At 62.7% G+C, this 25,075-nt stretch carries 19 protein-coding genes and 1 pseudogene; 5 read left to right on the plus strand and 15 right to left on the minus strand.

Going from position 1 to position 25,075, the window contains the following annotated elements; genetic code table 11:
* Positions 1-346: pseudogene (locus GTP90_RS25870) on the minus strand (hypothetical protein); the annotation flags it as partial.
* Positions 347-501: 155 nt separating this feature from the next.
* On the opposite strand from GTP90_RS25870, the gene GTP90_RS25875 reads away from it, so the two are divergent.
* The 3 genes from GTP90_RS25875 to GTP90_RS25885 are packed head-to-tail and all read left to right on the plus strand — an operon-like array spanning position 502 to position 4,375.
* Positions 502-2,112 carry a transporter substrate-binding domain-containing protein gene (locus GTP90_RS25875; RefSeq protein ID WP_161086206.1) on the plus strand — a complete coding sequence of 537 codons (1,611 nt, stop codon included), beginning with the start codon at positions 502-504 and terminating at the stop codon, positions 2,110-2,112.
* On the plus strand, positions 2,109-2,783 hold the full coding sequence (locus GTP90_RS25880) for an ABC transporter permease subunit (protein ID WP_161086207.1): 675 nt from the start codon (positions 2,109-2,111) through the stop codon (positions 2,781-2,783). Before GTP90_RS25875 ends, GTP90_RS25880 begins: the two co-directional genes overlap by 4 nt.
* A gap of 29 nt (positions 2,784-2,812) precedes the next feature.
* The gene (locus tag GTP90_RS25885; protein WP_161086208.1) at positions 2,813-4,375 is read left to right on the plus strand and encodes a hypothetical protein; all 1,563 of its coding nucleotides are present in this window, start codon (positions 2,813-2,815) and stop codon (positions 4,373-4,375) included.
* Between the two features lie 35 nt (positions 4,376-4,410).
* Here GTP90_RS25885 and GTP90_RS25890 read toward each other — a convergent pair whose 3' ends face one another.
* From GTP90_RS25890 to dusA, 5 genes are all read right to left on the minus strand, one after another.
* Entirely contained in the window at positions 4,411-4,815 is a 405-nt protein-coding gene (locus GTP90_RS25890; RefSeq protein WP_161086209.1) for a hypothetical protein, read from the minus strand.
* 137 nt (positions 4,816-4,952) lie between these two features.
* The gene (locus GTP90_RS25895; RefSeq protein WP_117013228.1) at positions 4,953-5,300 is read right to left on the minus strand and encodes an energy transducer TonB; all 348 of its coding nucleotides are present in this window, start codon (positions 5,298-5,300) and stop codon (positions 4,953-4,955) included.
* Positions 5,301-5,366: 66 nt separating this feature from the next.
* The gene (locus GTP90_RS25900) at positions 5,367-5,705 is read right to left on the minus strand and encodes an energy transducer TonB (RefSeq protein ID WP_161086210.1); all 339 of its coding nucleotides are present in this window, start codon (positions 5,703-5,705) and stop codon (positions 5,367-5,369) included.
* A 97-nt stretch (positions 5,706-5,802) separates the two neighbouring features.
* On the minus strand, positions 5,803-7,551 hold the full coding sequence (locus GTP90_RS25905) for a methyl-accepting chemotaxis protein (RefSeq protein ID WP_254452044.1): 1,749 nt from the start codon (positions 7,549-7,551) through the stop codon (positions 5,803-5,805).
* Positions 7,552-7,897: 346 nt separating this feature from the next.
* Positions 7,898-8,932 (minus strand): tRNA dihydrouridine(20/20a) synthase DusA, encoded by a 1,035-nt coding sequence (dusA, locus tag GTP90_RS25910; RefSeq protein ID WP_256369120.1) that lies wholly within the window; start codon positions 8,930-8,932, stop codon positions 7,898-7,900.
* Positions 8,933-9,144: 212 nt separating this feature from the next.
* Between dusA and GTP90_RS25915 the strand changes: the two genes are divergently transcribed.
* The gene (locus GTP90_RS25915) at positions 9,145-9,672 is read left to right on the plus strand and encodes a hypothetical protein (RefSeq protein ID WP_161086212.1); all 528 of its coding nucleotides are present in this window, start codon (positions 9,145-9,147) and stop codon (positions 9,670-9,672) included.
* An 11-nt stretch (positions 9,673-9,683) separates the two neighbouring features.
* Here GTP90_RS25915 and GTP90_RS25920 read toward each other — a convergent pair whose 3' ends face one another.
* On the minus strand, positions 9,684-10,265 hold the full coding sequence (locus GTP90_RS25920; RefSeq protein WP_161086213.1) for a helix-turn-helix domain-containing protein: 582 nt from the start codon (positions 10,263-10,265) through the stop codon (positions 9,684-9,686).
* Positions 10,266-10,309: 44 nt separating this feature from the next.
* Here GTP90_RS25920 and GTP90_RS25925 point away from each other — a divergent pair, with 44 nt between their 5' ends.
* Complete coding sequence (locus GTP90_RS25925) at positions 10,310-10,765, plus strand: GNAT family N-acetyltransferase (protein WP_161086214.1); 456 nt, start codon at positions 10,310-10,312, stop codon at positions 10,763-10,765.
* A 10-nt stretch (positions 10,766-10,775) separates the two neighbouring features.
* Here GTP90_RS25925 and GTP90_RS25930 read toward each other — a convergent pair whose 3' ends face one another.
* The 8 genes from GTP90_RS25930 to rimP all read right to left on the minus strand — a co-directional run bounded on the left by GTP90_RS25930 (position 10,776) and on the right by rimP (position 24,910).
* Complete coding sequence (locus GTP90_RS25930; RefSeq protein ID WP_161086215.1) at positions 10,776-13,013, minus strand: DUF3141 domain-containing protein; 2,238 nt, start codon at positions 13,011-13,013, stop codon at positions 10,776-10,778.
* Positions 13,014-13,149: 136 nt separating this feature from the next.
* Complete coding sequence (locus GTP90_RS25935; protein WP_371875130.1) at positions 13,150-16,077, minus strand: TonB-dependent receptor; 2,928 nt, start codon at positions 16,075-16,077, stop codon at positions 13,150-13,152.
* A 457-nt stretch (positions 16,078-16,534) separates the two neighbouring features.
* Entirely contained in the window at positions 16,535-18,367 is a 1,833-nt protein-coding gene (typA, locus tag GTP90_RS25940) for a translational GTPase TypA (protein ID WP_161086217.1), read from the minus strand.
* Positions 18,368-18,508: 141 nt separating this feature from the next.
* Positions 18,509-19,432 (minus strand): tRNA pseudouridine(55) synthase TruB, encoded by a 924-nt coding sequence (gene truB / locus GTP90_RS25945; RefSeq protein ID WP_161086218.1) that lies wholly within the window; start codon positions 19,430-19,432, stop codon positions 18,509-18,511.
* Between the two features lie 15 nt (positions 19,433-19,447).
* The gene (gene rbfA, locus GTP90_RS25950; protein WP_161086219.1) at positions 19,448-19,849 is read right to left on the minus strand and encodes a 30S ribosome-binding factor RbfA; all 402 of its coding nucleotides are present in this window, start codon (positions 19,847-19,849) and stop codon (positions 19,448-19,450) included.
* Positions 19,850-19,939: 90 nt separating this feature from the next.
* On the minus strand, positions 19,940-22,813 hold the full coding sequence (gene infB / locus GTP90_RS25955; RefSeq protein ID WP_161086220.1) for a translation initiation factor IF-2: 2,874 nt from the start codon (positions 22,811-22,813) through the stop codon (positions 19,940-19,942).
* Between the two features lie 46 nt (positions 22,814-22,859).
* On the minus strand, positions 22,860-24,425 hold the full coding sequence (nusA, locus tag GTP90_RS25960) for a transcription termination factor NusA (RefSeq protein ID WP_117013206.1): 1,566 nt from the start codon (positions 24,423-24,425) through the stop codon (positions 22,860-22,862).
* Positions 24,422-24,910, minus strand: a complete 489-nt coding sequence (gene rimP, locus GTP90_RS25965) for a ribosome maturation factor RimP (protein WP_117013340.1) — start codon at positions 24,908-24,910, stop codon at positions 24,422-24,424. Before rimP ends, nusA begins: the two co-directional genes overlap by 4 nt.
* Positions 24,911-25,075: the final 165 nt, after the last annotated feature.

Genomic DNA, 25,075 nt, shown 5'->3' on the forward strand with positions numbered 1-25,075 from the left:
CCACCAGGCGGCCCGGCCGGGCCTGCCGGCTCAGCTCTTCCAGCACGATGACGGCGCCGCTCATCAGGCGCCCGGCCAGCGCGTGCAGCCAGGCGTCCGCGCCCGGCTGGGCGGTCGCCAGCGAAGGGCCCGAGCGTTGCAATATCCATTGGAGTTCGGCGCGCGCGGCCGGTTCGCCCAGCCAGTAGCGCAGGTAGGTGTGGGCGTCGTCGGACGACGAAAAGCGCCGCCGCGCACCCGGCATCCGCCCTTGCCCTTGCAGCGCAAGCTGTCCGGCCTGGCCGCCAGATTCGTAGAAGGTGACGCGGCTGGAATGGCGCCATAGGCTGGCCAGTGGATGCAGCATGGATGTCTCGGAAGGACCAGGTCGATTGACAATAACATGAGCAGCTTGATAACGCAATCGACCGCCCGCCACGCCACAGTGGGCGCCGCCGCCGTTGCGTGACCAGCCCGCCTTGGGGTAGCATGAACTCCGGTCCTCGGCCCGCGAAAACGACAATGTGGAATAGCGCTTTTTTAAAAGTACTGGGTCTGATCGGACTGCTGTTCCTGTTGCCGCCGGCGCAGGCGGGCGGCAGCGCGACGCTGGACGCCATCCGCAAGAACGGCGTGCTGCGGGTCGGCGTCAAGACCGACTTCAGCCCCTACAATTCGCTCAACGCACAGGGCGAGGTGGTCGGCTTCGAGAGCGACATCGCGGCGCTGGTCGCGGCCCGGCTCGGCGTGGCGCTGAAAAAGGTCAGCATCACCACCGAGAACCGGTTCCAGAAACTGGAGCTGGGCGATGTCGACATCCTCATCGCCACCGTCGGCGACACGCCGGCGCGGCGCAAGATCGCCACCGCCATCGAGCCAGGCTACAACGAGACCAGCGTCAACGTGCTGTTCCGGCCGGGACAGGCGGTCGATGCCTGGCCGAAGATCCGCCACGAGACCATCTGCGCGGTGCAAGGCAGCTACTTCAACAAGCCGATGAGCGAGCGCTACCTGCTGGAGCTGCAAACCTACAAGTCGGTGCGCGACGCCCACCTGGCGCTGCGCGACGGCCAGTGCTCGGGCTTCCTGTACGCGACAGCGGCGCTGTTCAACACCAGCCAGCTGCCCGACTGGCGCGGCTACACGATGCCGCTGCCGAACGCGCTGGTCACGCCGATGGCGATCTTCATTTCGCGCAGCGAGCGCGGCGGCGAGCTGGATCTGGCGCTGGGCAATATCGTGGCCGAGCTGCACCGCACCGGCTGGCTGCTGGAGGCCAACCGCAAATGGGGCATCGCCTCGACTTCGTGGCTGAAGGCGCAGCAGGCGCTGTGGTCGGATCGCGGCCAGGACGGGCTCTACAAGTGCGTGCGCAACAGCAGCGGCAACTGGATCGCCGCCTGCCGCAGCGCGGAGAACGTCTCCAGCGCCGAGGTGGCCGGCCTGCAGGCGGTCGGCCTATGGGTCAAGGAGCAATTGGGCGTGGACCTGAACTTCCTGTACGACCCGTACGACCGCACCCAGTTCCTGCAGGGCATAGGCTATACCATGCTGCTGATCGCGGCCGGCGTGGTCATCAGCCTGGCGCTGGGCATCGCGGTGGCGGTCGTGGTGGACGGCCGCGACGGCTGGGCCACGCGCATGCTGCACGCGGTGATGGCCTACGGCCGGCTGACGCCGCCGCTGTTGATGATGTACCTGATCTTCTTCGGCTTCGGCGGCTGGACCATGCACGAGCTCGGGGTCAAGCTGCCGGCGTTCGCGGTGGCGGCGTTCTGCTCCGGCTACTACACGGCCGGCATGGTGATGCGCGCCCTGGTCGAGGCGGCCAACCATGTGCGCACCACCGAGCCCGGCTACCGGCTGCGGCTGCGCCGGTTGGCGCCCACCGCGCAGTACGCCAGCTGGCCGGTCAAGCAGGCGCTGATCAACCTGACCAAGCAGACCATGATCGCCTCGGCCATCGCCATTCCCGAACTGCTGAGCGCGAGCAGCCTGCTGATCGCCGAGAAGGGCAACATCTTCCTGACCATGACGGTGCTGCTGATCACCTTCTACCTGATCACCAGCCTGTGGACGCGCCTGTTCAACTACGTGGAAAAAACCTGGCTGCCGGCGGCGGAGCAGCCATGAACACCGAGACCCTGAGCTTCCTGCTGACGTGGACGCCCTTCCTGCTGCAGGGCTTCCTGTGGAATATCTTCATCGCGGTGTGCGCCGTCGCGCTTGGCTCGCTGATGGGCGCGGGGCTGGCCTGGCTGCGCGTGACGCGGCAGGGCCGCATCGCCGCCATCGCCGAGCGCGTCTCGACCTTCCTGCGCGGCGTGCCGACGCTGGCGCTGATCTTTTACGCGGTGTTCGTGCTGCCCAGCGAGTTCACGCTGCCGGGCAGCGGCGTCGCGCTGCATGTGCCGCAATGGGTCAAGGCGGTGATCGGCCTGTCGGCGGCGCCGCTGTCGTTCACGTCGGAGAGCCTGGTGGTGGCGCACCGCGCCTGGCGGCGCGGGGACATCGGCGCGGCGCTGCTGTTCATTCCGACCTGGATCAATGTGTTCCTGATCTCGTTCATCGCTTCCAGCGCCTCGTCGCTGGTGGGCGTGAGCGAGCTGGTCAGCCGATGCAACACGGTGATCGCCGCCACCGGCACCAGCGTCATGGTGCCGGTGTACATTTATTGCAGCTTCTATTTCGTCATCACCGCGCTGGTGTTCACGGCGCTGGTCGGCCGCTTCAAGACGTCGGCCTTCATGGCCGGCGTGCAGCGCAGGCTGACGCAGTCGCACGCGCGGTCGTCCAACCGCTGAGCCACTTTTCCATTAAGGAGTAGTCCTTCATGCCACTGACGTTCAACGAAGAGATCGCGCTGCAAGCGGCGTTCATGCACATCAAGCGCGAGCGCAAGGAGTCGCTGAAGGCCATGTTCGGCGGCACCCAGCTGCGCCCCAAGAGCCGGCTGGACGATGCCAAGACGCTGGCCAAGGAAGCCAAGGAATGCAAGAAGAAACTGGCGGCGGTGCCGGGCGTGTCGGTGCCGGACATCAGCCCGCTTGAGCTGAACCTCAATCTATTCAAGGGCATCGACTTGCGCGAGCTGGTCAACTTCACGCTGCCGCGCATCCCGCTGCCCAACTTCGACATCAACCTGATCCCGGACATCAAGCTGGGCGACATCCCCGGCTTCGACCTGCCCACGGTCCGCCTCAACCTGAAGGGGCTGATCAAGTTCAAGGACCTGCTGCCGGCGATCTCGCTGCGGGCGCTGGCGTTCAAGATCCTGGTGCGGCTGCCGGACGTCAACATCCCCTCGCTGCTGTACGACCTGAGCAAGATCCTGGACATCGACTTCGACGTGCTGTTCCCGCGCGTGCGCCTGCAGTTCCCGGAGTTCTTCAACATCGACCTGACGGTCAGCCTGCCGCACCTGGCGATCCCGGACATCAGCCTGCCCAACGTCCACCTGCCGGCGCTGGACCTGCCCAGCATCGACCTGCGGCAGATCGATTTCAGCGCCATCCACATCCCCGGCATCGACCTGTCCGCCATGCTGGACGTGCCGGGCTTCGACAAGGTGCTGCGGCTGCTGTTCGAGCTGTTCGATTCGATCGACATCGGCGCCATCATCGGCGAGCTGGGCGTGGAGTTCATGGCCGACTTCATCACGTCGGCGCTGCCGCTGGTGCAGCAGGTCAAGGCCGGCGCCAAGGCGGCCGGCAACTGGGGCACGGCGGCGATGGACTGGCACAAGGCGCAGAAGACCACGGTGCAGCGCGGCTTCCTGCTGCCGGGCGACGCGCGCGACGCCTGCGACGCGGTGGCCGCGCTGCTGCGCACCAGCCGCAACGAACACGCGGCGCTGGCGGCGATCCAGACCACGCAGCTGGCGGTGTCCACGGCAGGCCTGTTCGCCGACCTGGGCGGCGTGACCGGGCCGGCCGTGGCGGCGGCCAGCGCCATCGCCACCACCTGCCAGAAGATCATGATCATGGGCGCGCGCTACAAGGAGATGAAGAAGGTCAACCTGATCCTGGGCACCTCGGCCATGGATGCGCTGAGCTCGAACATCTTCTCGGTGTCGCCGCTGCTGGGCTGCTACTACCTGGCCAACAACACCACCAGCAATGTGCTCAACATCCTGTCGAACAACATCATCGAGGACGGCTGGATGGCGAACTGGGAGCAGAACAAGCGCAACCACCTGGACCCGCTGCTGAAGGAGTGCCAGCGCTTCATTTCGGAATCGCGCTACGTGCTCGATCCGATCCGGCAGAACAAGGGCATGTACGTGGAAAAGAGCAGCATGGACAAGCTGCAGGAGGGATTGTCGCTGTACATCAAGAAAAAGCGCGGACTGGCGCCCGCGCATGCCACCGTGGCGACGCACAAATACATCGGCTGACACCGCGGGCCGGACCGCCCCAGGCGATCAGGCGATCAGCGGCGGTGGTAGCCGCGTCCGCCCCAGCCCCGGTAGTGGCCGCCGCCGCAGCACCAGTGGCCGAACGAGAAGTCCAGGCCGATGCTGACCGGCGGATAGTAGTAGGCCGGCGCGGGCGCGTAGTAGGCCGGGGCCGGCGCGTAGTAGACCGGCGCCGGCTGGACGTAGGTGGTGGTGTAGGCCGGCTCGGTGACGTACACCGTGCGCGAGCTCGGCACTTCCTCGTAGGTGACGGTCGACGACCCATTGCTGTAGCCACGATCCGACGGCGACACCGAGACGGTGTGCCACTGGTAAGGATCCTGGACCACCCGCGTGGTGGTGGCGTAATAGCCGGGCTGCTGGACCGCGCAGCCGGACAAGGCCGCCACTGCGGCGGCAACGGCGATGATGGTTTTCATGGCACTCCTCCTAGTTTCTGATATTACTATATAAGGAAGCGCGCCGCCGCCGGAGCCCGATTACAGCTTGTTACAACGGTTGCCACAGGCGAAAAAAAGGAACCGCGCGCGGTTCCTTTTTTGATACCTCAAGGAAATTAGTCCAGCTTCCAGGCGTAGTCGACCTTGGTCCAGGTCTCGGCCGGCGCGCCGTCCTTGGTGCCCGGCTTGAACTTGCAGGCGCTCAGGGACTTGATCGCCGCCTTGTCCAGGTTCTTGAAGCCGCTGCTCTTGTCGACCTTGGAATCGGCCACGGTACCGTCGGCTTTGATCAGGAAGGACATCGACACCGTACCCTGCTCTTCGTTCATCAACGACGCTTTCGGGTATTCGGCCTTGCAGTTTTTGGCATCAAAACTGGCCGGGACTTCGGCAGCGAACACTGCCGGTGCGCTCGAAACGAGCACTGCTGCGATCACACTTAACCAACGCTTATTTGTAGACATGATTTCCCCAAGTGTAAGTATCCGGCACTCAGGCCGCGCGTTGCCGCACGGCCCCGTTGACTCTGATTACAGCTTCCAGCTGTAGTCGACTTTGGTCCAGGTCTGGGCGACGGCGCCATCCTTGGTACCCGGTTTGAATTTGCAGGCGCTCAGGGCTTTGACTGCGGCGCGGTCCAGATTCTTGTAGCCACTCGACTTGTCGACCTTGGATTCAACGACGCTGCCGTCGGCGGCCACCAGGAAGGACATGGTGACATCGCCCTGCTCTTCGTTGATCAGCGATGCTTTAGGGTATTCAGCCTTGCAGTTCTTGGCATCCAGCGATGCTGGCACTTCGCCGGCAAAGGCGGTCGAAGCGGCGGACAGGATGACGGCGGCGAATACACTGGTCGAAAACTTATTCATTTATTTCCCACTAAATTATTATTAATAACTGGTTTATCGAATCCCACAGCGGACCTACATGCCGCGCAACAGCGCGGCGGCAGACTGCGGCAAAGTATTAAAACTCTTCCCACTCATCGCTGCCGGCTGCACTGGCGGCCGCGGCGACTTTCTTCGGTTTGGCTGCTGCGGCAGGCGCCGGCGCGGAGGCCAGTTTCTTGACAGGAGCACGGGCAACGATCGGTTTGACCGGTGCCTTGGCGGCGGCAGGCTGGTACACCGGAGCCGACACGCGCTCCTCGCCTTCCACCAGTTTGAAGATGCTGACCACGCGCGACAGTTCGGCGGCCTGGTCCTGCAAGCTTTGCGCTGCGGCGGCGGCTTCTTCGACCAGCGCGGCGTTTTGTTGGGTCATGCTGTCCATCTCGATGATGGAGTGGTTCACCTGCTCGATGCCGGCGCTCTGTTCCTGGCTGGCGTTGGCGATCTCGCTCATGATGTCGGTCACGCGGCGCACCGAGGCCACCACTTCGTCCATCGTCACGCCGGCCTGGCCGACCAGCTTGGTGCCGGCGCCGACTTTTTCCACCGAGTCGTCGATCAGCATCTTGATTTCCTTGGCGGCGCCAGCGGAACGCTGGGCCAGGTTGCGCACTTCCGACGCCACCACCGCGAAGCCGCGGCCCTGTTCACCGGCACGGGCCGCTTCCACCGCGGCGTTCAGCGCCAGGATGTTGGTCTGGAAGGCGATGCCATCGATCACGCCGATGATGTCGACAATCTTCTTGGCCGAGGCGTCGATCGAGCTCATGGTGTTGACCACCTCCGACACCACCTTGCCGCCCTTGATGGCGACGTCCGACGCGGCCGAGGCCAGCTGGTTCGCTTCACGGGCATTGTCGGCGTTCTGCTTCACGGTCGAGGTCAGCTCTTCCATCGCCGACGCGGTTTTCTCCAGCGAGCTGGCTTGCATCTCGGTGCGCGACGACAGGTCGATATTGCCGGCGGCGATTTCACGCGAGGCGGTGCCGATGGTCTCGGTGCCCGAGCGAACCTGGCCCACGATGTCGACCAGGCTGTTGCGCATTTCCTTCATCTCGGACAGCAAGCTGTCCTTGTCGTTGCCGTCGGTATCGATGGAGATCGACAGGTCGCCGTTGGCGATGGCGCCGGCGATCGAAGCGGTGTAGTCCGGCTCGCCGCCCAGCTGTTTCAGCAGGCCGCGGGTGATGACGTAGGCGGCGGCGACCGAGATCGCGACAGCCAGCACGCCCATGATGATCATGAAGCTGCGGGCGGACGAGAAGCCAGCGGCGGCGTCGGTCTGCACCTGCGCGTTCAGCTTGTCTTCCAGCGTGCCCAGCTGATCGAGCGCGGCCATCCATTTTTTCTGGGCCGGACGGATTTCCTTGATCAGCACCTTGGTGGCTTCCTCGGCCTTGTTGGCCAGCCACAGCTCGGACGCCTTGGCGATGGCCGGCATGGCGACCGCTTCCTGCTCCTTGACCGTCGCCAGCAACGCTTTTTCCTCAGCGGTGGCTTCGATGGCGAACTGCGAGCTCAGTTTGTTCTGCGCGTCGGCGTACTTGCCGGCCAGTTCCTTGATGCGATTCATTTCCGGTTCCATGTCGCCGGCATCGGTCATCAGGGTCAGGATGCGCAGCGAGGTCACGCGGTCGCCCACGTTGGAACGCATGTCCACCACCAAGCGCGACACCACGTTGTTCACTGTAATCACGTGATCCAGACGGTCCTGGATCTGTGCCATGCGGAAGATACCGACGGCGGTCACTGCCACCAGGAATAACAGAACCAGCGCGAATCCAAGACCCAGGCGCGTTCCGACTTTCATTTTTGCTAAATTCATCTCGTCTTCTTCGTAAGTGACACAGTTGATAAGAGTGCCCTGGCTAGTCTCGTCTCGTGCACGACACAACCCACCCGGCCTTGCTGCTAAGTAATATATCTAGACAGTAGCAAACAATGACTGCGAATGCAAAATTAGCGGCTCCACCAGCTGCTTGCATGTAGTTTTACCGCCATATACAAACGGAGAATAACGGTGGATATGTGTGTATATTCAGGAATTATAGATGCAAATTTTGCCTCAAAGCAAGCAAAAACTGCCCGAAAAATACGCAAACGAACTTTCTGCGTGGAAATTCCAACAGTCCAATATATTGTTTGCCAGAAACGCTAGTTTGTGCTGTGTACTACGCAGCAATACGTAGGCGGGCTGCGGCTTCGCGCAGCAAGGCGGGGTCGCCGAGGGAGAGTTTTTTGGAATCGGACAGCACCTGGCGGAAGGCGCGCGCGCCCGGCAGGCCGGTCATCAGGCCCAGCATGTGGCGGGTGATGGAGTTGAGCTTCAAGCCTTGGGCGCCGTGCCGGGCCAGCTGGGCTTGAATGTAGGGAATCATGGCTTCGAGCACGTCTTCGCGGCTCCTCGGGGCGCGCGTGTCGCCGTAGTAGCGCTGGTCGAAACCGGCCATCACGAAGGGGTTGTGATAGGCCTCGCGGCCCAGCATGACGCCGTCCAGGTGCTGCAAATGCAGGTCGATTTCGGCCTCGGTCTTGATGCCGCCGTTGATAATGATTTCGAAGTCAGGGAAATCGCGCTTGAGCTGGTAGGCGAACTCGTACTTCAGCGGCGGCACCTCGCGGTTCTCCTTGGGCGACAGGCCCTTGAGGATGGCGTTGCGCGCATGCACGATGAAGGTCCGGCAGCCGGCCTCGGCCACGGTGCCGACGAAGTCGCGCACGAAGTCGTAGCTTTCGGTCTGGTCGATGCCGATGCGGTGCTTGACCGTGACGTCGATGCTGACGGCGTCACGCATGGCCTTGACGCAGTCGGCCACCAGTTGCGGCTCGGCCATCAGGCAGGCGCCGAACGCGCCCTTCTGCACGCGCTCGGACGGGCAACCGCAGTTGAGGTTGATTTCGTCGTAGCCCCACTTCTCGCCCAGCCTGGCGCTGGTGGCGAGATCGGCCGGATCGCTGCCGCCCAGCTGCAGCGCCACCGGATGCTCTTCATCGTTGAAGCGCAGGTGGCGTTCGACGTCGCCGTAGACCAGGGCGCCGGTGGTGACCATTTCCGTGTACAGCCAGGTGTGCTGGCTGATATGGCGGTGGAACACGCGGCAATGGCGGTCGGTCCAGTCCATCATCGGGGCAACGCTAATCCGGCGTCCTGCGACCATGTCGGATTTTTCGGTTTTTCCCTCTGGGGAGCGAGTATTTGGGACCATCTGGAATCGTTGTTTAAAGTCGAACATGCTGGCTGTGGCGCCGGGAGCCGCGTATTTTATCAAAAATAGCACCGGCCGGCCCGGTCGACTTGCATATGCACTCCGCCGGGGGAGGAATTGCAGTAGTGACAAATTGATAGATTCGTCTACTTTCGCGTCGTTATAATCAACAGATCCAAGCAGTTTCTCTGTGAAATCGTGGGGGATCAATAATGAAAGAGCATACGCATCTGGTTAAATACCAGAAATACATAAACAACAGCGGAATCCTTGCCTATATCGATTATTACCCCACTACGGCAGTGCAGAACATTTTTATCATCCATGCGACATTGACGGATAATCCCGGCGGTTTCCATATCTCGGTTTACAATAAAACGCTCAGATCCGGAACCAGGCAGTATGACTTGGTGAACAAATATAATTCCTTTCACGCTACCAAAAGAGGTCCTAAAGGCGAGATCGGTTTTAGTGTGGCCGACTGGGATTTCTTCCGTGACAACTTAGGCTTCGCGAGCAACGCAAATATCACCGCTTTTTTAGGGGTGTGTGAATTTTATTACAATGACATCGCCGACAAGGGTTTCGTTCCGGGATACGGCAAAGGCCTGCTCCACAATTTTTATGGCCCGCCGATACCGTTCCACAATCCGGTTGTGCTGTGGAAAGCTGGGGGCATTTCAGACAGCCCAGCTACGTCCAGCAGCTCCAGCAGCAGTTCGACGCCCGCCACCGTTTAATCGCCGCGGCGCTAGGATCTGGTCGCCACAAATGGCAGCGTCACCAAGCCCACCAGATAACGCGCCGACCGCATGCCGGGATTGGCATAGACGATCTGCCGGTTTTCGCGGAAGGCGACGCAGTCGCCCTGCTCCAACCGCCAGTGCTCGTCGCCGGCGGTGATTTCCATGACCCCGTCCAGCAGCCAGACTTGCTGATGGACGTCGGCGTCGCGCAGCACCTGCTCGTAGCTCACGCGCTGCCCCGGCGGGAACACCACCTCCACCAGCTGCAGCGGCGTGCGCACGGACGGCGACAGTTGCCGCCGCACGTAGCCCGACGCCGGATCGGTCCATACCGGCTGGTCGGCGGCGCGCTGCAGCGGCGACGGGGCGGGCTCGCCCTCCTCCGCTTCAAACAGCGCGGCCAGCGTGACGCCCAGCGCGCCGGCCAGCTTGTCCAGCACGGTGGCGGTGGCGCTGCTTTCGCCGCGCTCGATCAGCGAGATATTGGAGCGGCTCACGCCGCTGCGCTCGGCCAACGCGGTCAGCGACAGCCCCCGGCGGTCGCGCAGGGCCAGCACCCGGCTGGCAATCAGTTTGTTGATATCCATGAAATCCATTATACTGGATTTTTCCGTCCATTAAAATGACCGCCATGCCCATCGCCTTTGAATCCCCCGACCAGCCCGAAGTCATCGCCCTGATTGCCGACCTCGACGCCTATCAGCTGACCCTCTATCCGCCGGAAAGCGTGTACGCGCTGGACCTGCCCTCGCTGATGCAGCCGAACGTGCGCTTCGCGGTCGCGCGCGACGCGGCCGACGCCATCGTCGGCTGCGGCGCCGTGGTGCTGACGCCGGAATATGGCGAGATCAAGCGCATGTATGTGCAGCCGGCGGCGCGTGGCCAGGGACTGGCGCGCGGCGTGCTGGCCTTGCTGGAGCAGGCGGCGCTGGATCACGGCTGTCCGGAGATGGTGCTGGAGACCGGCCCGTCCCAGCCGGAAGCGCTGGGCCTGTACGAGCGCCACGGCTTCCAGCGTTGCGCGCCCTACGGCGACTATCCGGACGATCCGCTGAGCGTGTTCATGCGCAAGCCGCTGGGTCGCTAATCATCGCCGATCACGCCTTGCCGCGCTTGCCCGCCACCGCCAGCTTGGGCGCGCGCGCCTCGAAGGCCGCGACCACCCGCTCCAGCCGGACCGCGCCGTCGCCGGTCAGCGTGCCGGTGGCACCGGCCACCTGGCGCACGATGGCCAGCGCCGCCGCGCGCGCTTCCGCCGAGGCCGGCAGCAGCAGCGGCAGGTCGTGCATCGCCGCCTCCTCGTCCACCTGCAGCATCAGGTATTGCTCGCGCAGGATGGTCTTGAAATGCGTGACGCTCAGCTCCTTGTCGTCCGAGGTGCGCAGGCGCAGCTGGCGGATCGTGGCGAAGGCGCGCTCGTCGGCCGCGCTCATCTCCGGGCTGCGGTAGATGTACAGCAGGCCGCGGATGATGGCCTCGGTCACGCCGCCCTCCGCCGTCTTCATGGCCGCCGCCGCGCGGTGCGCGCTGAGCGCGGCTTCGCGCGCGATGTCGCGGCCGATGCGGCGCGGACGCCCGCCGTCGGTGCGCAGGCCCACCAGCGCCTGCAACAGCGGCGAGCCGTACACGCCAAGGAAGATGTTTTCGGTGGCCTGGTCGCGCAGATCGCGGTAGCGGTCCAGCGCGTCGACGATCTGCCGCGACATCGCTTCCTGCATCTGCATGAAGACGTTGTCGGGCGCGACCGGGCGGCGCTCGGCGCGCACCTTGGCGGCCATTGCCGGTATGCCGTCGAGCAGCGGATTTTTGCTGGAGAACATGCGGTAGCGCAGCCGCAGCGGATGCGATTCGCGCTGCTGCTCGGCGCTGGCCTCGGAGACCATGGCCTTGACCACCGGGCTGGCATAGGTGCGATACAGCCCGGTGTTAATTTCCGATACGCGCGCCACGGCCGCGAAGCGGCGCTCGTCCTCGGCGTCGTTGCCGCCCAGCGCGCGCAGCGCGTCCAAGCCGCGCCGCTCGAAACGCATCACGTAGTCGCCGCCCGCCATGTCGCCGGCCGCGATTTCCGCCTGCAGCATCTCCTCGTCCTTGTCGAGGAACACGGCCTCGTACAGGCCGGGCGGCATGATGTCGATCATGTCCATCGCCGCCGTGAATTCCTCGTGCTCCTTGTTCGCCACCGAGGCCGAGACGAAGATGCCCAGGTGGCCTATGCTCTGGTGCATCGAGTAGATGATGGTCTGGCCGCCCGCCACCAGCGCCGCGTCGTCCTCGTACAGGTCCAGCACCCAGCCCAGCGCCTGCTGCGGCGGCGTGATGTCGTCGCCCCACGAGCAGAACACCACGATCGGCGACTTGATGTTGCGCAGGTCGATGCGGTGGCCGTTGCTGTCGAGCAGGGCGGCGTCGCTCAGGCGGTTGCCGACAAACAGCGAGTCGGCGATGTACTGCATTTCGCCCGCGTTCAGCAGCACCGGATTGCCCCACCACTTTTCAAACTCCAGGAAGCGCTCGGCCTCGGTGTCGACCTTGGAATACACGTTGTAGTTCTTGGACCACAGCGTGTTGGACGGATTCATTTTCTCGAAGTTGGCGACCAGTTGCGCGCCGTCGAAGATGCCATTGCCGAGGTCGCCCGCCAGCGCGGTCATCCACGTACCGCCGAGCACGCCGCCCAGGTAGCGCAAGGGGTTCTTGCCGCGCACGCCGGCCCAGTAGGACAGCGGCGCGCCGGCCAGCACCAGCGGGCCGACCAGGTCGGGATTCAAGGCGCTGGTCATCATGATCTGCCATCCCGCCTGGCAGTTGCCGATCAGCGCGGGCTTGCCGTCGGCGTGCGGGTGCAGCGCGGCCACCCTGGCGATGAACTGCGCCTCGGCGCGGCACACGTCCTCGATGGTCTGGCCCGGCACCGGCTGCGGCAGGAAGCCGACAAAATAACAGGGATGGCCGGCCTTGAGCACGACGCCGATCTCGCTGTCCTGCTTCATGCCGCCGATGCCCGGCCCGTGGCCGGCGCGCGGATCGAACACGATGAAGGGCCGCTTGTGCGGATCGGGCGCGATGCCGTCCGGCGGCAGGATGTACAGCAGGCCGTAGTTGACCGGCCGCTCCAGGTGGCGGCCGTCGAGGATGGTCTCGAATTCAAAGCTGAGCACATGCGGCGCGGGCTGCTCGTCCCGATGGTTGCGCTCGTCGCCGCGCCGGCGCAGCACGTCCATGAACAGCACGCTGCGCTGGCAGGCGTCGATCCAATAATCGGTCGCCTGCTGGGCCAGCGCAAACGGATGGACGGGCCATTGCGGCCCCGGCTTGGACTGGTCGTCGCTCACGGATCTTCCTCCCTGCGGTTTATGCTGGCATGCACCAAAGTACCCCAGCAGAAATAAAAACGCAAACGAAACCGGCGTGGCGGCGGCGCAAAAAAAACCGCAGCCGAAGCTGCGGTTTCATCAGAGGACAGCCGGATCAGAACTTGCGGTTGTACTCCACCGTAAACTTGGCCGAACGCGGAGTCTGGAACGTGGTGAGCTGGTTGTAGCGCGAATCGATCACCGTGCTGTCGCCATCGTCATAGACGGCGGTCTGCGACAGCGGCGAGCGGCCGTTCAGCGCATTGAACACCTCCACTTTCAGCGACAGGCCCTTGGCGTATTCCGGCGCATAGACCAGGTTCAGGTCCAGGCGTTTTGCCCAAGGCAGGCGGCCCATCGAACCGCGTGGCCGTGCAACGCCGCCGCAGTTGAAGTACTCGGCGTTGTAGCCAGGACCACCGTAGGCGATGCCGATCAGGAAGGCTGGATCTTTACCCTGGTCCGCGGCATCGTTGGTACCCAGGCAAACGACCGGACGACCCGACTGGATCAGCACGTTGGCGCCAGCCGACCACTCAGGCGTGATCTGGTAGAAGCCGTATGCCTTCAGCTGATGCTTGCGATCGTTAGGCAGCAGGCCGTTGTTGCCAGGAGCGAACTCCGGGAAGTCCCAGGCGGCCGAGGTGCCGACGTCTTTCTGGCCGGTGTCGGAACGGGTCTGGCCTTCCATGTTGCCGCGGCTACGCGACAGCGTGTAGAACACCTTGCCGTACCAACCCTGACGCAGCGGATGCTCCAGGAAGAAGTCCAGCGCGGCGTAGGTACGCTCGGCTTTTGGTTCGCCGATTTCGGCGGCGGTGAAGTGCGCGAACTGGCCTTTGCCGGTCACCAGCGGATTGCCGTTGACGTCGTGCCCATCGCCCCATACCGTCACGTCCTTGCCCGGGTTGTAGATGAAGCAGTTGATGAACAGCGTGTTATGCACTTCGATGCCGTGGGCCAGTGCAAAGGCGTACAGCGGACGGGTGTCGCAGCTGTCGTCGATACCGGCGCCCAATTTGCGGTAGGTGGCCTTGACGCCGAAGTTCAGGTCAGGGCCGTGGGCCTTCTCGCAGCCCAGGGTGATTTCATCCTGGTAGTTCGGCTTCAGGTCGGCCATCACCACGGCGCGCAGGTTCTTCAGCGTACCGTATTCGCCATCGACCGAGATCGGCGCGTTGATCGGGTTATTGCCCATCGGCGTACCGTCGGTTGGGCTGACACCGGTGTAGGTGAAGTCCTGGGTGGTCAAGGTCGAGCGGCTGGCGGCACGGGCCGCTACGCCGGTCGGCAACTGCAGGAAGTAGCGGCCTGCGCTACCGTAGACCTTGGACGAGGCGTCGCCGTTCACGTCCCATGCGGCGGCCAGGCGCGGTGCGATTTCGTTCTTCATGTCGATGAACTTCTGGCCGTCGCCGTTCGAGTTGCTGTAGGCGTCGTTGCGGATGCCGGCGGTGACCAGCAGCTTGGGCGTGACCTGCCACTTGTCGTCGATGTACTGGGCGGACTGGGTGGCCGACGCGTCGGTGATCGAGCTGAAGATGCTCTGGCGGGCATAGTAGCCATCCACGCCGGAACCGCCGAAGTTGGAGACCACCGCAGGACGGCTGCCCGACAGCGGCACCGGCTGGTTGGCGTTGCCGATACCGACAAAGCGGTAAGTCCACGAGCAACCGCCGCTGCTCGAATTCCCGGCGCCGCGGGTTTCCATCTTGCTCGAATCGATACCGGCGCGCAGCAGGTGGGTGCCGATTTTGTATTCGATGTCCAGGCGGCCGGATTTGACTTCGTCCGAACCAGGGGTGGCGCGGTTGCCCGGGAAGACGTTGTAGTTGCGATACAGGTTAGGGTCGATCTCCGACCACTGGCTGGTTTTGGCCACGGTGCCGATGGTCGGCGGCAGGCCGCCCGCGGAACCTTGGTAGACGCCGCCGATTTCGTAGCTGGTGCCACGCTCGGTTTTCATCTTGCCGTACAGGCCGTTGATGGCCAGGTCGTCGGTGATCTGGCCGGTGTACTTCAGCATGTTCAGCACGGCGCCCGGCGTGCCGTTCGGGTAGGCGGGGTCGGTGGCGCCGAGGTTTTTGCCGGTGACCGAGGTGTACAGATTGCCGGTCGGGGTGCCATCGAGCGCGGCCAAGGCATTCGGGTTGTTCGGGTTCAGCGCGAAACCGTAACGCTGGTAGCGGGTGCGGCTGCTGTTGCCGGCGCTGGTGAATTCCAGGCGATGGTTGTCGTTGATATTCCAGTCCAACTTGCCCAACCAGCGGTTATCCCAGCTGCGGTTGGAATTGAAGCCGGCCTGGCCGAGGGTGGTCAGGTTGGCGTCGGTGTCGACGTTGTTCTTGTCGCCGGTGACAGGGTAGTACACGTTCTGGCGCTTGGCGCGCAGGCCGTTGGGTTGGACGCTGTAGGTGGCGCCTGCTTCCCAGGTGTTGGTACCGCTCTTCGACGTCACGCTCAGCACGCCGCCGATGGAGCGGCCGAATTCCGCGCCGAAGCCGCCGGTCATCACCGACGCTTGCTGGATGGCGCCGAATGGCAGCTCCATCGCGCCCAGCTGGGACAGCGAGTTGGTGATCGGGAAGCCGTTCAGGTAGAACGCGTTCTCCGACTGGCCGCTGCCGCCGAAGGAAGCGGTGTTGCCGTAGGCCGAGTCACCCTTGGTGGTGTTCGGCGCCAGCAGCACGATCGAGTTCAGGGTCTGCCGGACCGGCAGCTTGGCCAGATCCTTGGCGGTGAACACGGCGCCGTTGTTGGTGTTGGAGACGTCGATACGGTTGCGGCGGCCGGTCACCTGCACCGACTGCACCACGGCGCTGAACGAGGCGTTGCTACCCTGGCCGGACAGCACGTCGACTTCAGTGGTTTGGGCGACTTTGCCGTCGCGTACCAGCTCGACACGATAGTGGCCGGCCGGGATGTTGGTCGCCGAATAACGGCCGCTGGCGTCGGCGCTGATGCTGCGCTTCAGGCCGGTTTCGGTGTTGGTCGTCGTGATGGAGGTGCCCGCAGGCGACTCGAGATTTTCCCGATTTCCGATTTAGAAAAAGCTTGGTTGACGGCCGGTCCGTGGGTAAACACGTCCGACCGCCACCAGCTTGTTTTATATTTGCCCCAACTTTTTCCAGTCACGGAAGCGCCTGTTCGACGACCCCGTTGAAGCTTGCAAGGCAAGCTCAAGCATCGATAAAACCACGCGGCCCAAAAGGGTGTCAATTGCGCATTGTAAATTTCATCAACAAAACAACGTTTATTTTTATATTAGATTATAACGCACCATTTTGGTGCAAAATAAAACACAACGGTGCAAGTGAAACCCCTATTTTTCCAAATTATATTAACTTTTATAATTACTATGCCGAATAAAAAAATATGAAATCCTCATAACGATAAATTTCGCGTTTACAGCCAGCCTATCGAGCAGGATGCCGGAAAGACAAAAAGCCGCCCAGTTTGCACTGGGCGGCTTTTTTGCGGGGAACTGCTTTGAAGCGGAATTACGCTTCGCGCGATGCCTTCTTACGCTCGTGTTCCTTCAGGAAACGCTTGCGCAGACGGATCGATTTCGGGGTGATTTCCACCAGTTCGTCGTCGTCGATGAATTCCACGGCGTATTCCAGCGACATCTGGATAGGCGGCACCAGGCGCACGGCTTCGTCGGTACCCGACGAGCGCACGTTGGTCAGCTGCTTGCCCTTGATCGGGTTGACGACCAGGTCGTTGTCGCGCGAGTGGATGCCGATGATCATGCCTTCGTACACCGGGTCGTTGTGGACCACGAACATGCGGCCGCGATCCTGCAGTTTCCAGATCGCGTAGGCCACGGCGGCGCCGTCGTCCTGCGAGATCAGCACGCCGTTGCGGCGGCCGCCCAGTTCACCCTTGGAGTTGTCGACAGGACCGTAAGCGTCGAACACGTGGGACATCAGGCCGGTACCGCGGGTCAGGGTCATGAATTCGCCCTGGAAGCCGATCAGGCCACGCGCAGGAATGCGGTATTCCAGGCGCACACGGCCTTTGCCGTCCGATTCCATGTTCTGCAGGTCGCCACGACGGCGGCCCAGTTCTTCCATCACGCCGCCCTGGTTGGCTTCTTCAACGTCAACCGACAGTTGCTCGAACGGCTCGTGGCGCACACCATCGACCATCTTGAACACCACGCGTGGACGCGACACGGCCAGCTCGAAGCCTTCGCGACGCATGTTTTCGATCAGGATGGTCAGGTGCAGCTCGCCGCGGCCCGACACTTCGAACGTGGTGTCGTCGTCGGTTGGGGCGACGCGCAGTGCCACGTTGGCTTTCAGTTCCTTGTCCAGACGGTCGCGCAGCTGGCGCGAGGTCACGAACTTGCCTTCGCGGCCGGCCAGTGGCGAGTTGTTGACCATGAAGTTCATGGTCAGCGTAGGCTCGTCGACGGTCAGCATCGGCAGCGCTTCCGGGGTGTCCGGTGCGCACACGGTCGAGCCGATGCCGATTTCTTCGATACCGTTGATCAGCACGATGTCGCCGGCGACAGCGTCGTCCACCAGCACGCGCTCCAGGCCCTTGAAGTTCAGCACCTGGTTGATGCGGCCCTTGATCGGGGTCGAGCCGGGACCGTTCAGGACGATGACGTCCTGGCCGGTTTTCACACGGCCGCGGTTGATACGGCCAATGCCGATCTTGCCGACGTAGGACGAGTAGTCCAGCGAGGTGATTTGCATCTGCAGCGGGCCGTCCGGATTGTCGTCGCGGACAGGCACGTGTTCCAGGATGGCGTCGAACAGCGGCTTCATGTCGCCCGAGCGCACGTCTTCGGTCAGGCCGGCGTAGCCGTTCAGGCCCGAGGCGTAGACGATAGGGAAGTCCAGCTGCTCATCGGTCGCACCCAGCTTGTCGAACAGTTCGAAAGTCTGGTTGATCGCCCAGTCGGCGCGCGCGCCAGGACGGTCGACCTTGTTCACGACGACGATAGGCTTCAGGCCCAGGGCCAGTGCCTTGCGGGTCACGAAGCGGGTCTGTGGCATCGGGCCTTCCTGGGCATCGACCAGCAGCAGAACCGAGTCCACCATCGACAGCACGCGCTCGACTTCGCCGCCGAAGTCGGCGTGGCCTGGGGTGTCGACGATGTTGATGTGGGTGCCTTCGTACTCAACAGCGCAGTTCTTCGACAGAATCGTAATGCCGCGCTCCTTTTCGAGGTCGTTCGAGTCCATGACACGGGTGTCGACCGCTTGGTTTTCACGGAAGGTGCCGGACTGACGCAGCAGTTGATCCACCAGGGTAGTTTTACCGTGGTCAACGTGGGCGATGATGGCGATATTACGAATTGCGCGTTTTGTAGTAGACATGGTCGTTATATTTGCTGAAAAACTGCGGGTGCGTACGTGACGTACGGGAGTGGCCAATTTCTGGAACCGCGTAGTATAGCATGTTGCGGTGCAACTCTCCCGGAAATCCTGAATATTTTCAAAGAGTTGCTTTATTGGGGCTTAGGGTTGGACAAACGCGATCAGGCGCTCCGGGGCGAGGATGCTGTACTCGCCCAGCTGGGCGGTGCCGAGCAGCTTGTCGTCCAGGTAGACGCGCACCCTGCCCTCTTCGGCCGGGACTGTCACCGGCTCCTTGCCCAAGGCCAGGCGCTGGCCGTTGAGGAAGCGCTTGGCCAGCTCGGCGTTCAGGTGCACCGCCGGGAAACTGGACAGCAAGGCGTCCACCGGCGCGAGCAGGCTGAGCGGCGCTGGATGCGCGGTCAGCTGTTCCAGCGTCAGCATGCCTTCCGTGGTCAGCGGGCCGACCTGGGTGCGGCGCAGCGCGTTCAGGTGGGCGCCGCAGCCGAGCGCTTCGCCGATGTCCTGGCCCAGCACGCGAATGTAGGTGCCCTTGCTGCACGTGACCACCAGCTTGAGCATTGGCGCCTCGTACGACACCAGTTCCAGCTTGTGGATGACGACGTTGCGCGCCTCGCGCTCCAGCGTGATGCCGGCGCGCGCGTATTCGTACAGCGGTTTGCCGTCGCGCTTCAGGGCCGAGTACATCGGCGGCACCTGGGCGATCGGGCCGCGGAATTTTTCCAGCACGGCGTGGATCTGCTCCAGCGTGACGTTGACGTCGCGGGTCTCGACGACCTCGCCCTCGGTGTCGCCGGTGTCGGTGGTCTGGCCCAGGTGGACCGTGGTCTCGTAGGTCTTGTCGGCTTCCAGCAAGTCCTGCGAGAACTTGGTGGCCTCGCCAAAGCACAGCGGCAGCAGGCCGGTGGCGAACGGATCGAGCGTGCCGGTGTGGCCGGCCTTCTTGGCGTTGAGCACGCGCTTGGCCTTGATCAGTGCATCGTTGCTGGAGAAGCCAACCGGCTTGTCGAGCAGAAGCACGCCGTCGACCAGGTCGCGGACTTTTTTAGGATGGTTTTGCTTCATGGGTGCAGCCGCAGCTTATTCCTCGGCCTTGCCTTCTTCGTCGTCCAGCGAGCGGGTGCTGTTGGCCTCGTCGATCAGCGCCGACAGTTCCATGCCGCGCGCGGTCGAGGTGTCGTGCACGAAGTGCAGCATCGGCAGCGTGTGGATGTGCAGGCGCTTGCCCAGCTGGCCGCGCATGTAGCCGGCCGCGGCGGAGAGGCCGTCGACGGTCTGCTTGACCTGCTCTTTGCTGTCCTTGAGCATGGTGAAGAAGATCTTGGCGTGCGCGTAATCCGGAGTCACCTGCACTTCGGTGATGGTGATCATGCCGACGCGCGGGTCCTTCAGTTCGAAGGCGATGATTTCGGACAGGTCGCGCTGGATCTGGTCCGCCACGCGCTGACCGCGCTGGGGTATGTTTTTACTATGTTTAGCCATGATATACGGTACTGCTTTCCATAAACGCCAAGTGGACGGAAGCAAGTATGCTCCCGTCCACCCGGTTAAAACTACTCTAATCGCAACTGATTACAGCGTACGAGCGATTTCCTGAACTTCGAACACTTCCAGGGAGTCGCCCACCTGGATGTCGTTGTAGTTCTTCAGCGACAGGCCGCACTCCAGGCCGGCGCGTACTTCCTTGGCGTCGTCCTTGAAGCGTTTGAGCGAGTCGATCTCGCCGGTCCACACCACGATGTTGTTGCGCAGCAGGCGTACCGAGGACGAACGCTTGACCACGCCATCGGTGACCAGGCAACCGGCGACCGCGCCGACTTTCGAGACCAGGATGACCTGGCGAATCTCGACCTGACCGATAACGGTTTCGCGCTTCTCCGGTGCCAGCATGCCCGACAACGCCGATTTGATCTCGTCGATCGCATCGTAAATGATGTTGTAGTAGCGGATGTCCACGCCGTTCGACTCGGCCAGCTTGCGCGCCTGTGCATCGGCACGGGCGTTGAAGCCGATGATGACCGCTTTCGAGGCCACCGCCAGGTTGACGTCGGACTCGGTGATGCCGCCCACCGCTGCGTGCACAACCTGTACGCGCACTTCGGAGGTCGACAGTTTCTGCAGCGAGCCAACCAGCGCTTCCTGCGAACCCTGCACGTCGGTCTTGATGATCAGCGGCAGGTTCTTCACTTCGCCTTCGGCCATCTGGTCGAACATGTTTTCCAGCTTCGCGGCTTGCTGCTTGGCCAGCTTCACGTCGCGGAACTTACCTTGACGGAACAGGCCGATCTCGCGGGCTTTACGCTCGTCCGCCATGACCATGACTTCCTCGCCGGCTTGCGGCACTTCGGTCAGGCCCTGGATTTCGACCGGGATCGATGGACCGGCTTCGTTGATCGGCTTGCCGTTTTCGTCCAGCATCGCGCGAACGCGGCCGAAGGACGAACCAGCCAGGATCACGTCGCCGCGCTTCAGCGTACCGGACTGCACCAGCACGGTCGCGACCGGGCCCTTGCCCTTGTCCAGACGGCCTTCGACCACCAGACCGCGCGCAGGCGCGTCGATCGGGGCTTTCAGTTCCAGCACTTCGGCTTGCAGCAGCACCTGTTCCAGCAGGGCGTCGATGCCCTGGCCGGTCTTGGCCGATACCGGCACGAATGGCGATTCGCCACCGTATTCTTCCGGCACCACTTGTTCCGCCACCAGTTCCTGCGTGACGCGGTCCACGTTGCCGCCCGGTTTGTCGATCTTGTTGATCGCGACAACCAGAGGCACGCCGGCCGCTTTCGCGTGGGCGATCGCTTCCTTCGTTTGCGGCATCACGCCGTCGTCGGCTGCCACCACCAGGATGACGATGTCGGTTGCTTTCGCACCGCGGGCACGCATGGCCGTAAAGGCTTCGTGACCCGGCGTATCGAGGAAGGTGATCATGCCGCGCGGGGTGTCCACGTGGTACGCACCGATGTGCTGGGTAATGCCGCCGGCTTCGCCCGACGCCACTTTGGCGCGGCGGATGTAATCCAGCAGCGAGGTCTTGCCGTGGTCGACGTGACCCATGACGGTGACCACCGGTGCGCGCGGCACCGATTCAAAGTGAGCGTGCTCACCCTGGTCGGCCAGCAGCGCTTCCGGATCGTCCATCTCGGCGGCGAAGGCCTTGTGGCCCATTTCCTCGACCAGAATCATGGCCGTTTCCTGGTCCAGCACCTGGTTGATGGTGCACATCTGGCCCAGCTTCATCAGCTGCTTGATGACCTCGGATGCCTTGACGGACATCTTGTGCGCCAGTTCGGCAACGGTGATGGTCTCCGGCACGTAGACGTCTTTGACGACGGCTTCGGTCGGCGCCTGGAAATTGGTTTCGCGGTCGTCGGCATGGCCGCCACGACGGCCGCCCTTGCCACCACTGCGCCAGCCATCGCGGCCGCCGGTCGAACCGGTGTTGCCGCCACGGCCCTTGTTGGCAGCGCCGCCAGGGGCGCCGCGTTTCTTGGCGTCGTCCTGCCAGGTCGACGAGACATTGGCCGACTTGATCGACTTCTTGTCCGCGCTGACCGGCTTCTTGTCGCCAGGCTTGTCGCCCGGTTTGGCGGCGGCGCCGGTGGCTGGCTTGTGCAGCGTGCCTTCGGCAACCTTGGCCTTGACCGGCGCGGGCGCTGGTTCAGGGGCTTTGATGGCGCGGCGTGGCGCGTTCATCATGGCCTTGATCTGGGCGACTTCATCAGCCACGGCCTTGCGTGCCAGCTCGGTGGCGGCCGCTTTGTCGGCGGCTTCCTTGGCGGCGGCGGCAGCCTTCTTCTTGGCTTCTTCGGCGGCGGCTTTTTTCTTCTCTTCGGCAGCGGCGTCGGTCGCGGCTGGCGCGGCGCCGGCTGCGCTGGCGGTCGCGGCGGCAGCGGCCTTGGCGGCGGCTTTCTTCGCTTCGGCGTCGGCTTCCTTGGCGGCGGCGGCTTCGGCGGCGGCGGTGGCTTTGGCCTGCGCTTCCTTCTCCGATTCCAGCTTGGCCAGGCGTTCCTGCTTCTCGCGCAGTTCCGCTTCCTGACGTGCGATCAGTTCGGCTTGCTTGCGTGCTTCTTCTTCACGGCGTGCGACCTCGGCGGCGTCGACCACCGGGGCGGCAGGCGCCACCGGCGCGGCAACGACCGGCTCGTCGCGCTGGACGAAGGTGCGCACCTTCTTCACAGCGACCTGAATCGTGCGGGCCTTGCCATTGGCGTCGGCCTGCTTGATTTCAGTGGTTTCTTTGCGCGTCAGCGTGATCTTCTTCTTCTCGGTATCAGCCGATGCGCCGTGGGTACGGCGCAAGTGATCAAGCAGCTTATCCTTATCATCTTTCGACAATGGATCTGACGTCGAACTTTTTTCGACGCCGGCAGAACGCAGCTGCGTCAGCAGCAAATCTGCAGGCATCTTCAGTTCGGTGGCAAATTGGGCTACGTTGTTACTCGCCATTCAGTCCTCTTTTCTATGTGTCGCGGAGATGATAAAGATACTCAAATTAAGCCTTTGCGGATTCGGCAAGACTCCATGCCTTGGCTTGCAAGCCTTTGGCACGATCGTCGTACTTTGAGTCAACCAACTTCATCTCATCGTCGGTCACATCTTCAAATTCACTCTTAATCAGTTCTCGTGCACGGTCGGCGGACAGGGCCAGGATGGCGCCAAATTCGTCGTAGGCCAGTGCAGCAAATGCTTCTACAGTCTTGATACCAGCCAGGCCCAGCTTGCCGGCGGTGATGCGGTCCATGCCTTCCAGACCGACCAGCGCCTCGTCCATGCCTTCCAGGCCTTCTTCCGAAGCGATCGCTTCGGTGACCAGGGCGTCACGGGCGCGGGTGCGCAGTTCGTTGACGGTATCTTCGTCGAACGATTCGATTTCCAGCATTTCGGAGATCGGCACGTAAGCGATTTCTTCCAGGCTGGCAAAGCCCTCTTCCACCAGGATGTCGGCGACTTCCTGGTCGACGTCCAGTTTTTCCATGAACAGTGCGCGCACCGCCGCGGTTTCCTGGGCTGCCTTGTCGGCCGATTCCTCGGCCGTCATGATGTTGATCTTCCAGCCGGTCAGGTCGGAAGCGAGGCGCACGTTCTGGCCGGAGCGGCCGATGGCGATCGCCAGGTTCTCTTCGTCAACGACGACATCCATCGCGTGCTTCTCTTCGTCAACCATGATCGACGAGACGTTGGCCGGAGCCAGCGCGCCGATGACGAACTGCGCCGGATCTTCGGACCACAGCACGATGTCGACGCGTTCGCCGCCCAGTTCGCCGGTCACGGCCTGCACGCGCGAACCGCGCATGCCGACGCAGGTGCCGATCGGGTCGATGCGCTTGTCGGCCGTGTAGACGGCGATCTTGGCGCGGACGCCGGCGTCGCGCGCCGCCGATTTAATTTCCAGCATGCCTTGCTCGATTTCCGGCACTTCCAGTTCGAACAGCTTCATGATGAACTCTGGCGCGGTGCGCGACAGGATCACTTGCGGGCCGCGCATGTTGCGGTCGATGCGCAGGATGAAGGCGCGGACGCGGTCGCCGATACGCAGGTTTTCCTTCGGGATCATCTGGTCGCGTGGCAGGCGGGCTTCGATCTTGCCCGACTCGACGATCGCGTCGCCGCGTTCCATGCGCTTGATGGTGCCGGTGACCAGCGAGTCGCCGCGTTCCAGGAAGTCCACCAGGATCTGTTCGCGCTCGGCGTCACGCACGCGCTGCAGGACGACCTGTTTGGTGTCTTGCGCAAAGCGGCGGCCGAATTCGACGGATTCGATAGGCTCTTCGATGTGGTCGTCCACTTCGATGTCTGGAATCTGTTCCTTGGCTTCGAAGTGCAGGATTTCCTGGTCCGGCAGTTGCAGGCCAGCCTCGTCGGGCACGACGTGCCAGCGGCGGAAGGATTCGAACTCACCCGACTCGCGGTCGATCGAAACGCGAATATCCACTTCACCTTCATAGCGTTTCTTCGTGGCTTGCGCCAACGCGAATTCCAGCGCGCCGAAAACCACATCTTTATCGACGTTCTTTTCACGCGCCAGCGCGTCTACCAATAACAAAACTTCGCGACTCATGCTTTGCGTCCCTTAAAATCCACCTGTGGCACCAAGCGTGCCTTATCCACATCGGCGAGCGTAAACTCCAACAGCGCCGGACCATCATTGCTTTCAAATTCCAACGACAAATTGTCGCCCTGGGGTTCTTGCAGAACGCCCTGGAACGACTTCCGGTTGTTCGTACCCGGCATTGCGGTGCGCAGTTTGACGATTGCTTCGCAACCGGCAAAACGCACGAAATCTTCCAGCTTGCGCACCGGGCGATCCAGCCCTGGCGACGAGATTTCGAGACGCTCGTAATTCACGTTCTCGACCGTCAGCACGTGCGACAACTGGTGGCTGACCGTAGCGCAATCCTCTACGGTAATCGGGCCTTTTTCCTCGGCGTCGGCTGCGCTGAAATCGATAAAGACGCGCAGCAGTCCGCGCTCGGCCCGTTCGACATCAACCAGCTCATAGCCCAGACCGGTAACGGTCTTTTCAATTAATTCCGGCAGCTGCAAGAAATTCTCCAGATCAAGGCCTGTTTCCACTTATTAAAAAACAGGCCGTTCAAAACGGTTCACCAAAAAAAAAATGGGCATCTGCCCATCTTCTTGTAATACCTAGCCAGATGAAAGCATTCTCAGGGGACTACCCCGTGAAGAACTTTTACTAGGCTGGTTATT

Origin of the sequence: Duganella vulcania, assembly GCF_009857655.1 — a bacterium.
Lineage (GTDB): Bacteria > Pseudomonadota > Gammaproteobacteria > Burkholderiales > Burkholderiaceae_D > Rugamonas > Rugamonas vulcania.

Excerpts from the sequence above, each read along its gene's own strand:
- GTP90_RS25925 (WP_161086214.1), top strand. The coding sequence starts at position 10,310 with ATGCCCATCGCCTTTGAATCCCCCGACCAGCCCGAAGTCATCGCCCTG.
- GTP90_RS25885 (WP_161086208.1), top strand. The coding sequence starts at position 2,813 with ATGCCACTGACGTTCAACGAAGAGATCGCGCTGCAAGCGGCGTTCATG.
- truB (WP_161086218.1), bottom strand. The coding sequence starts at position 19,432 with ATGAAGCAAAACCATCCTAAAAAAGTCCGCGACCTGGTCGACGGCGTG.
- GTP90_RS25880 (WP_161086207.1), top strand. The coding sequence starts at position 2,109 with ATGAACACCGAGACCCTGAGCTTCCTGCTGACGTGGACGCCCTTCCTG.
- GTP90_RS25915 (WP_161086212.1), top strand. The coding sequence starts at position 9,145 with ATGAAAGAGCATACGCATCTGGTTAAATACCAGAAATACATAAACAAC.
- typA (WP_161086217.1), bottom strand. The coding sequence starts at position 18,367 with ATGTCTACTACAAAACGCGCAATTCGTAATATCGCCATCATCGCCCAC.
- GTP90_RS25905 (WP_254452044.1), bottom strand. The coding sequence starts at position 7,551 with ATGAATTTAGCAAAAATGAAAGTCGGAACGCGCCTGGGTCTTGGATTC.
- GTP90_RS25920 (WP_161086213.1), bottom strand. The coding sequence starts at position 10,265 with ATGGATATCAACAAACTGATTGCCAGCCGGGTGCTGGCCCTGCGCGAC.
- rbfA (WP_161086219.1), bottom strand. The coding sequence starts at position 19,849 with ATGGCTAAACATAGTAAAAACATACCCCAGCGCGGTCAGCGCGTGGCG.
- GTP90_RS25875 (WP_161086206.1), top strand. The coding sequence starts at position 502 with ATGTGGAATAGCGCTTTTTTAAAAGTACTGGGTCTGATCGGACTGCTG.
- nusA (WP_117013206.1), bottom strand. The coding sequence starts at position 24,425 with ATGAGTCGCGAAGTTTTGTTATTGGTAGACGCGCTGGCGCGTGAAAAG.
- GTP90_RS25895 (WP_117013228.1), bottom strand. The coding sequence starts at position 5,300 with ATGTCTACAAATAAGCGTTGGTTAAGTGTGATCGCAGCAGTGCTCGTT.
- GTP90_RS25900 (WP_161086210.1), bottom strand. The coding sequence starts at position 5,705 with ATGAATAAGTTTTCGACCAGTGTATTCGCCGCCGTCATCCTGTCCGCC.
- dusA (WP_256369120.1), bottom strand. The coding sequence starts at position 8,932 with ATGGTCCCAAATACTCGCTCCCCAGAGGGAAAAACCGAAAAATCCGAC.
- infB (WP_161086220.1), bottom strand. The coding sequence starts at position 22,813 with ATGGCGAGTAACAACGTAGCCCAATTTGCCACCGAACTGAAGATGCCT.
- GTP90_RS25890 (WP_161086209.1), bottom strand. The coding sequence starts at position 4,815 with ATGAAAACCATCATCGCCGTTGCCGCCGCAGTGGCGGCCTTGTCCGGC.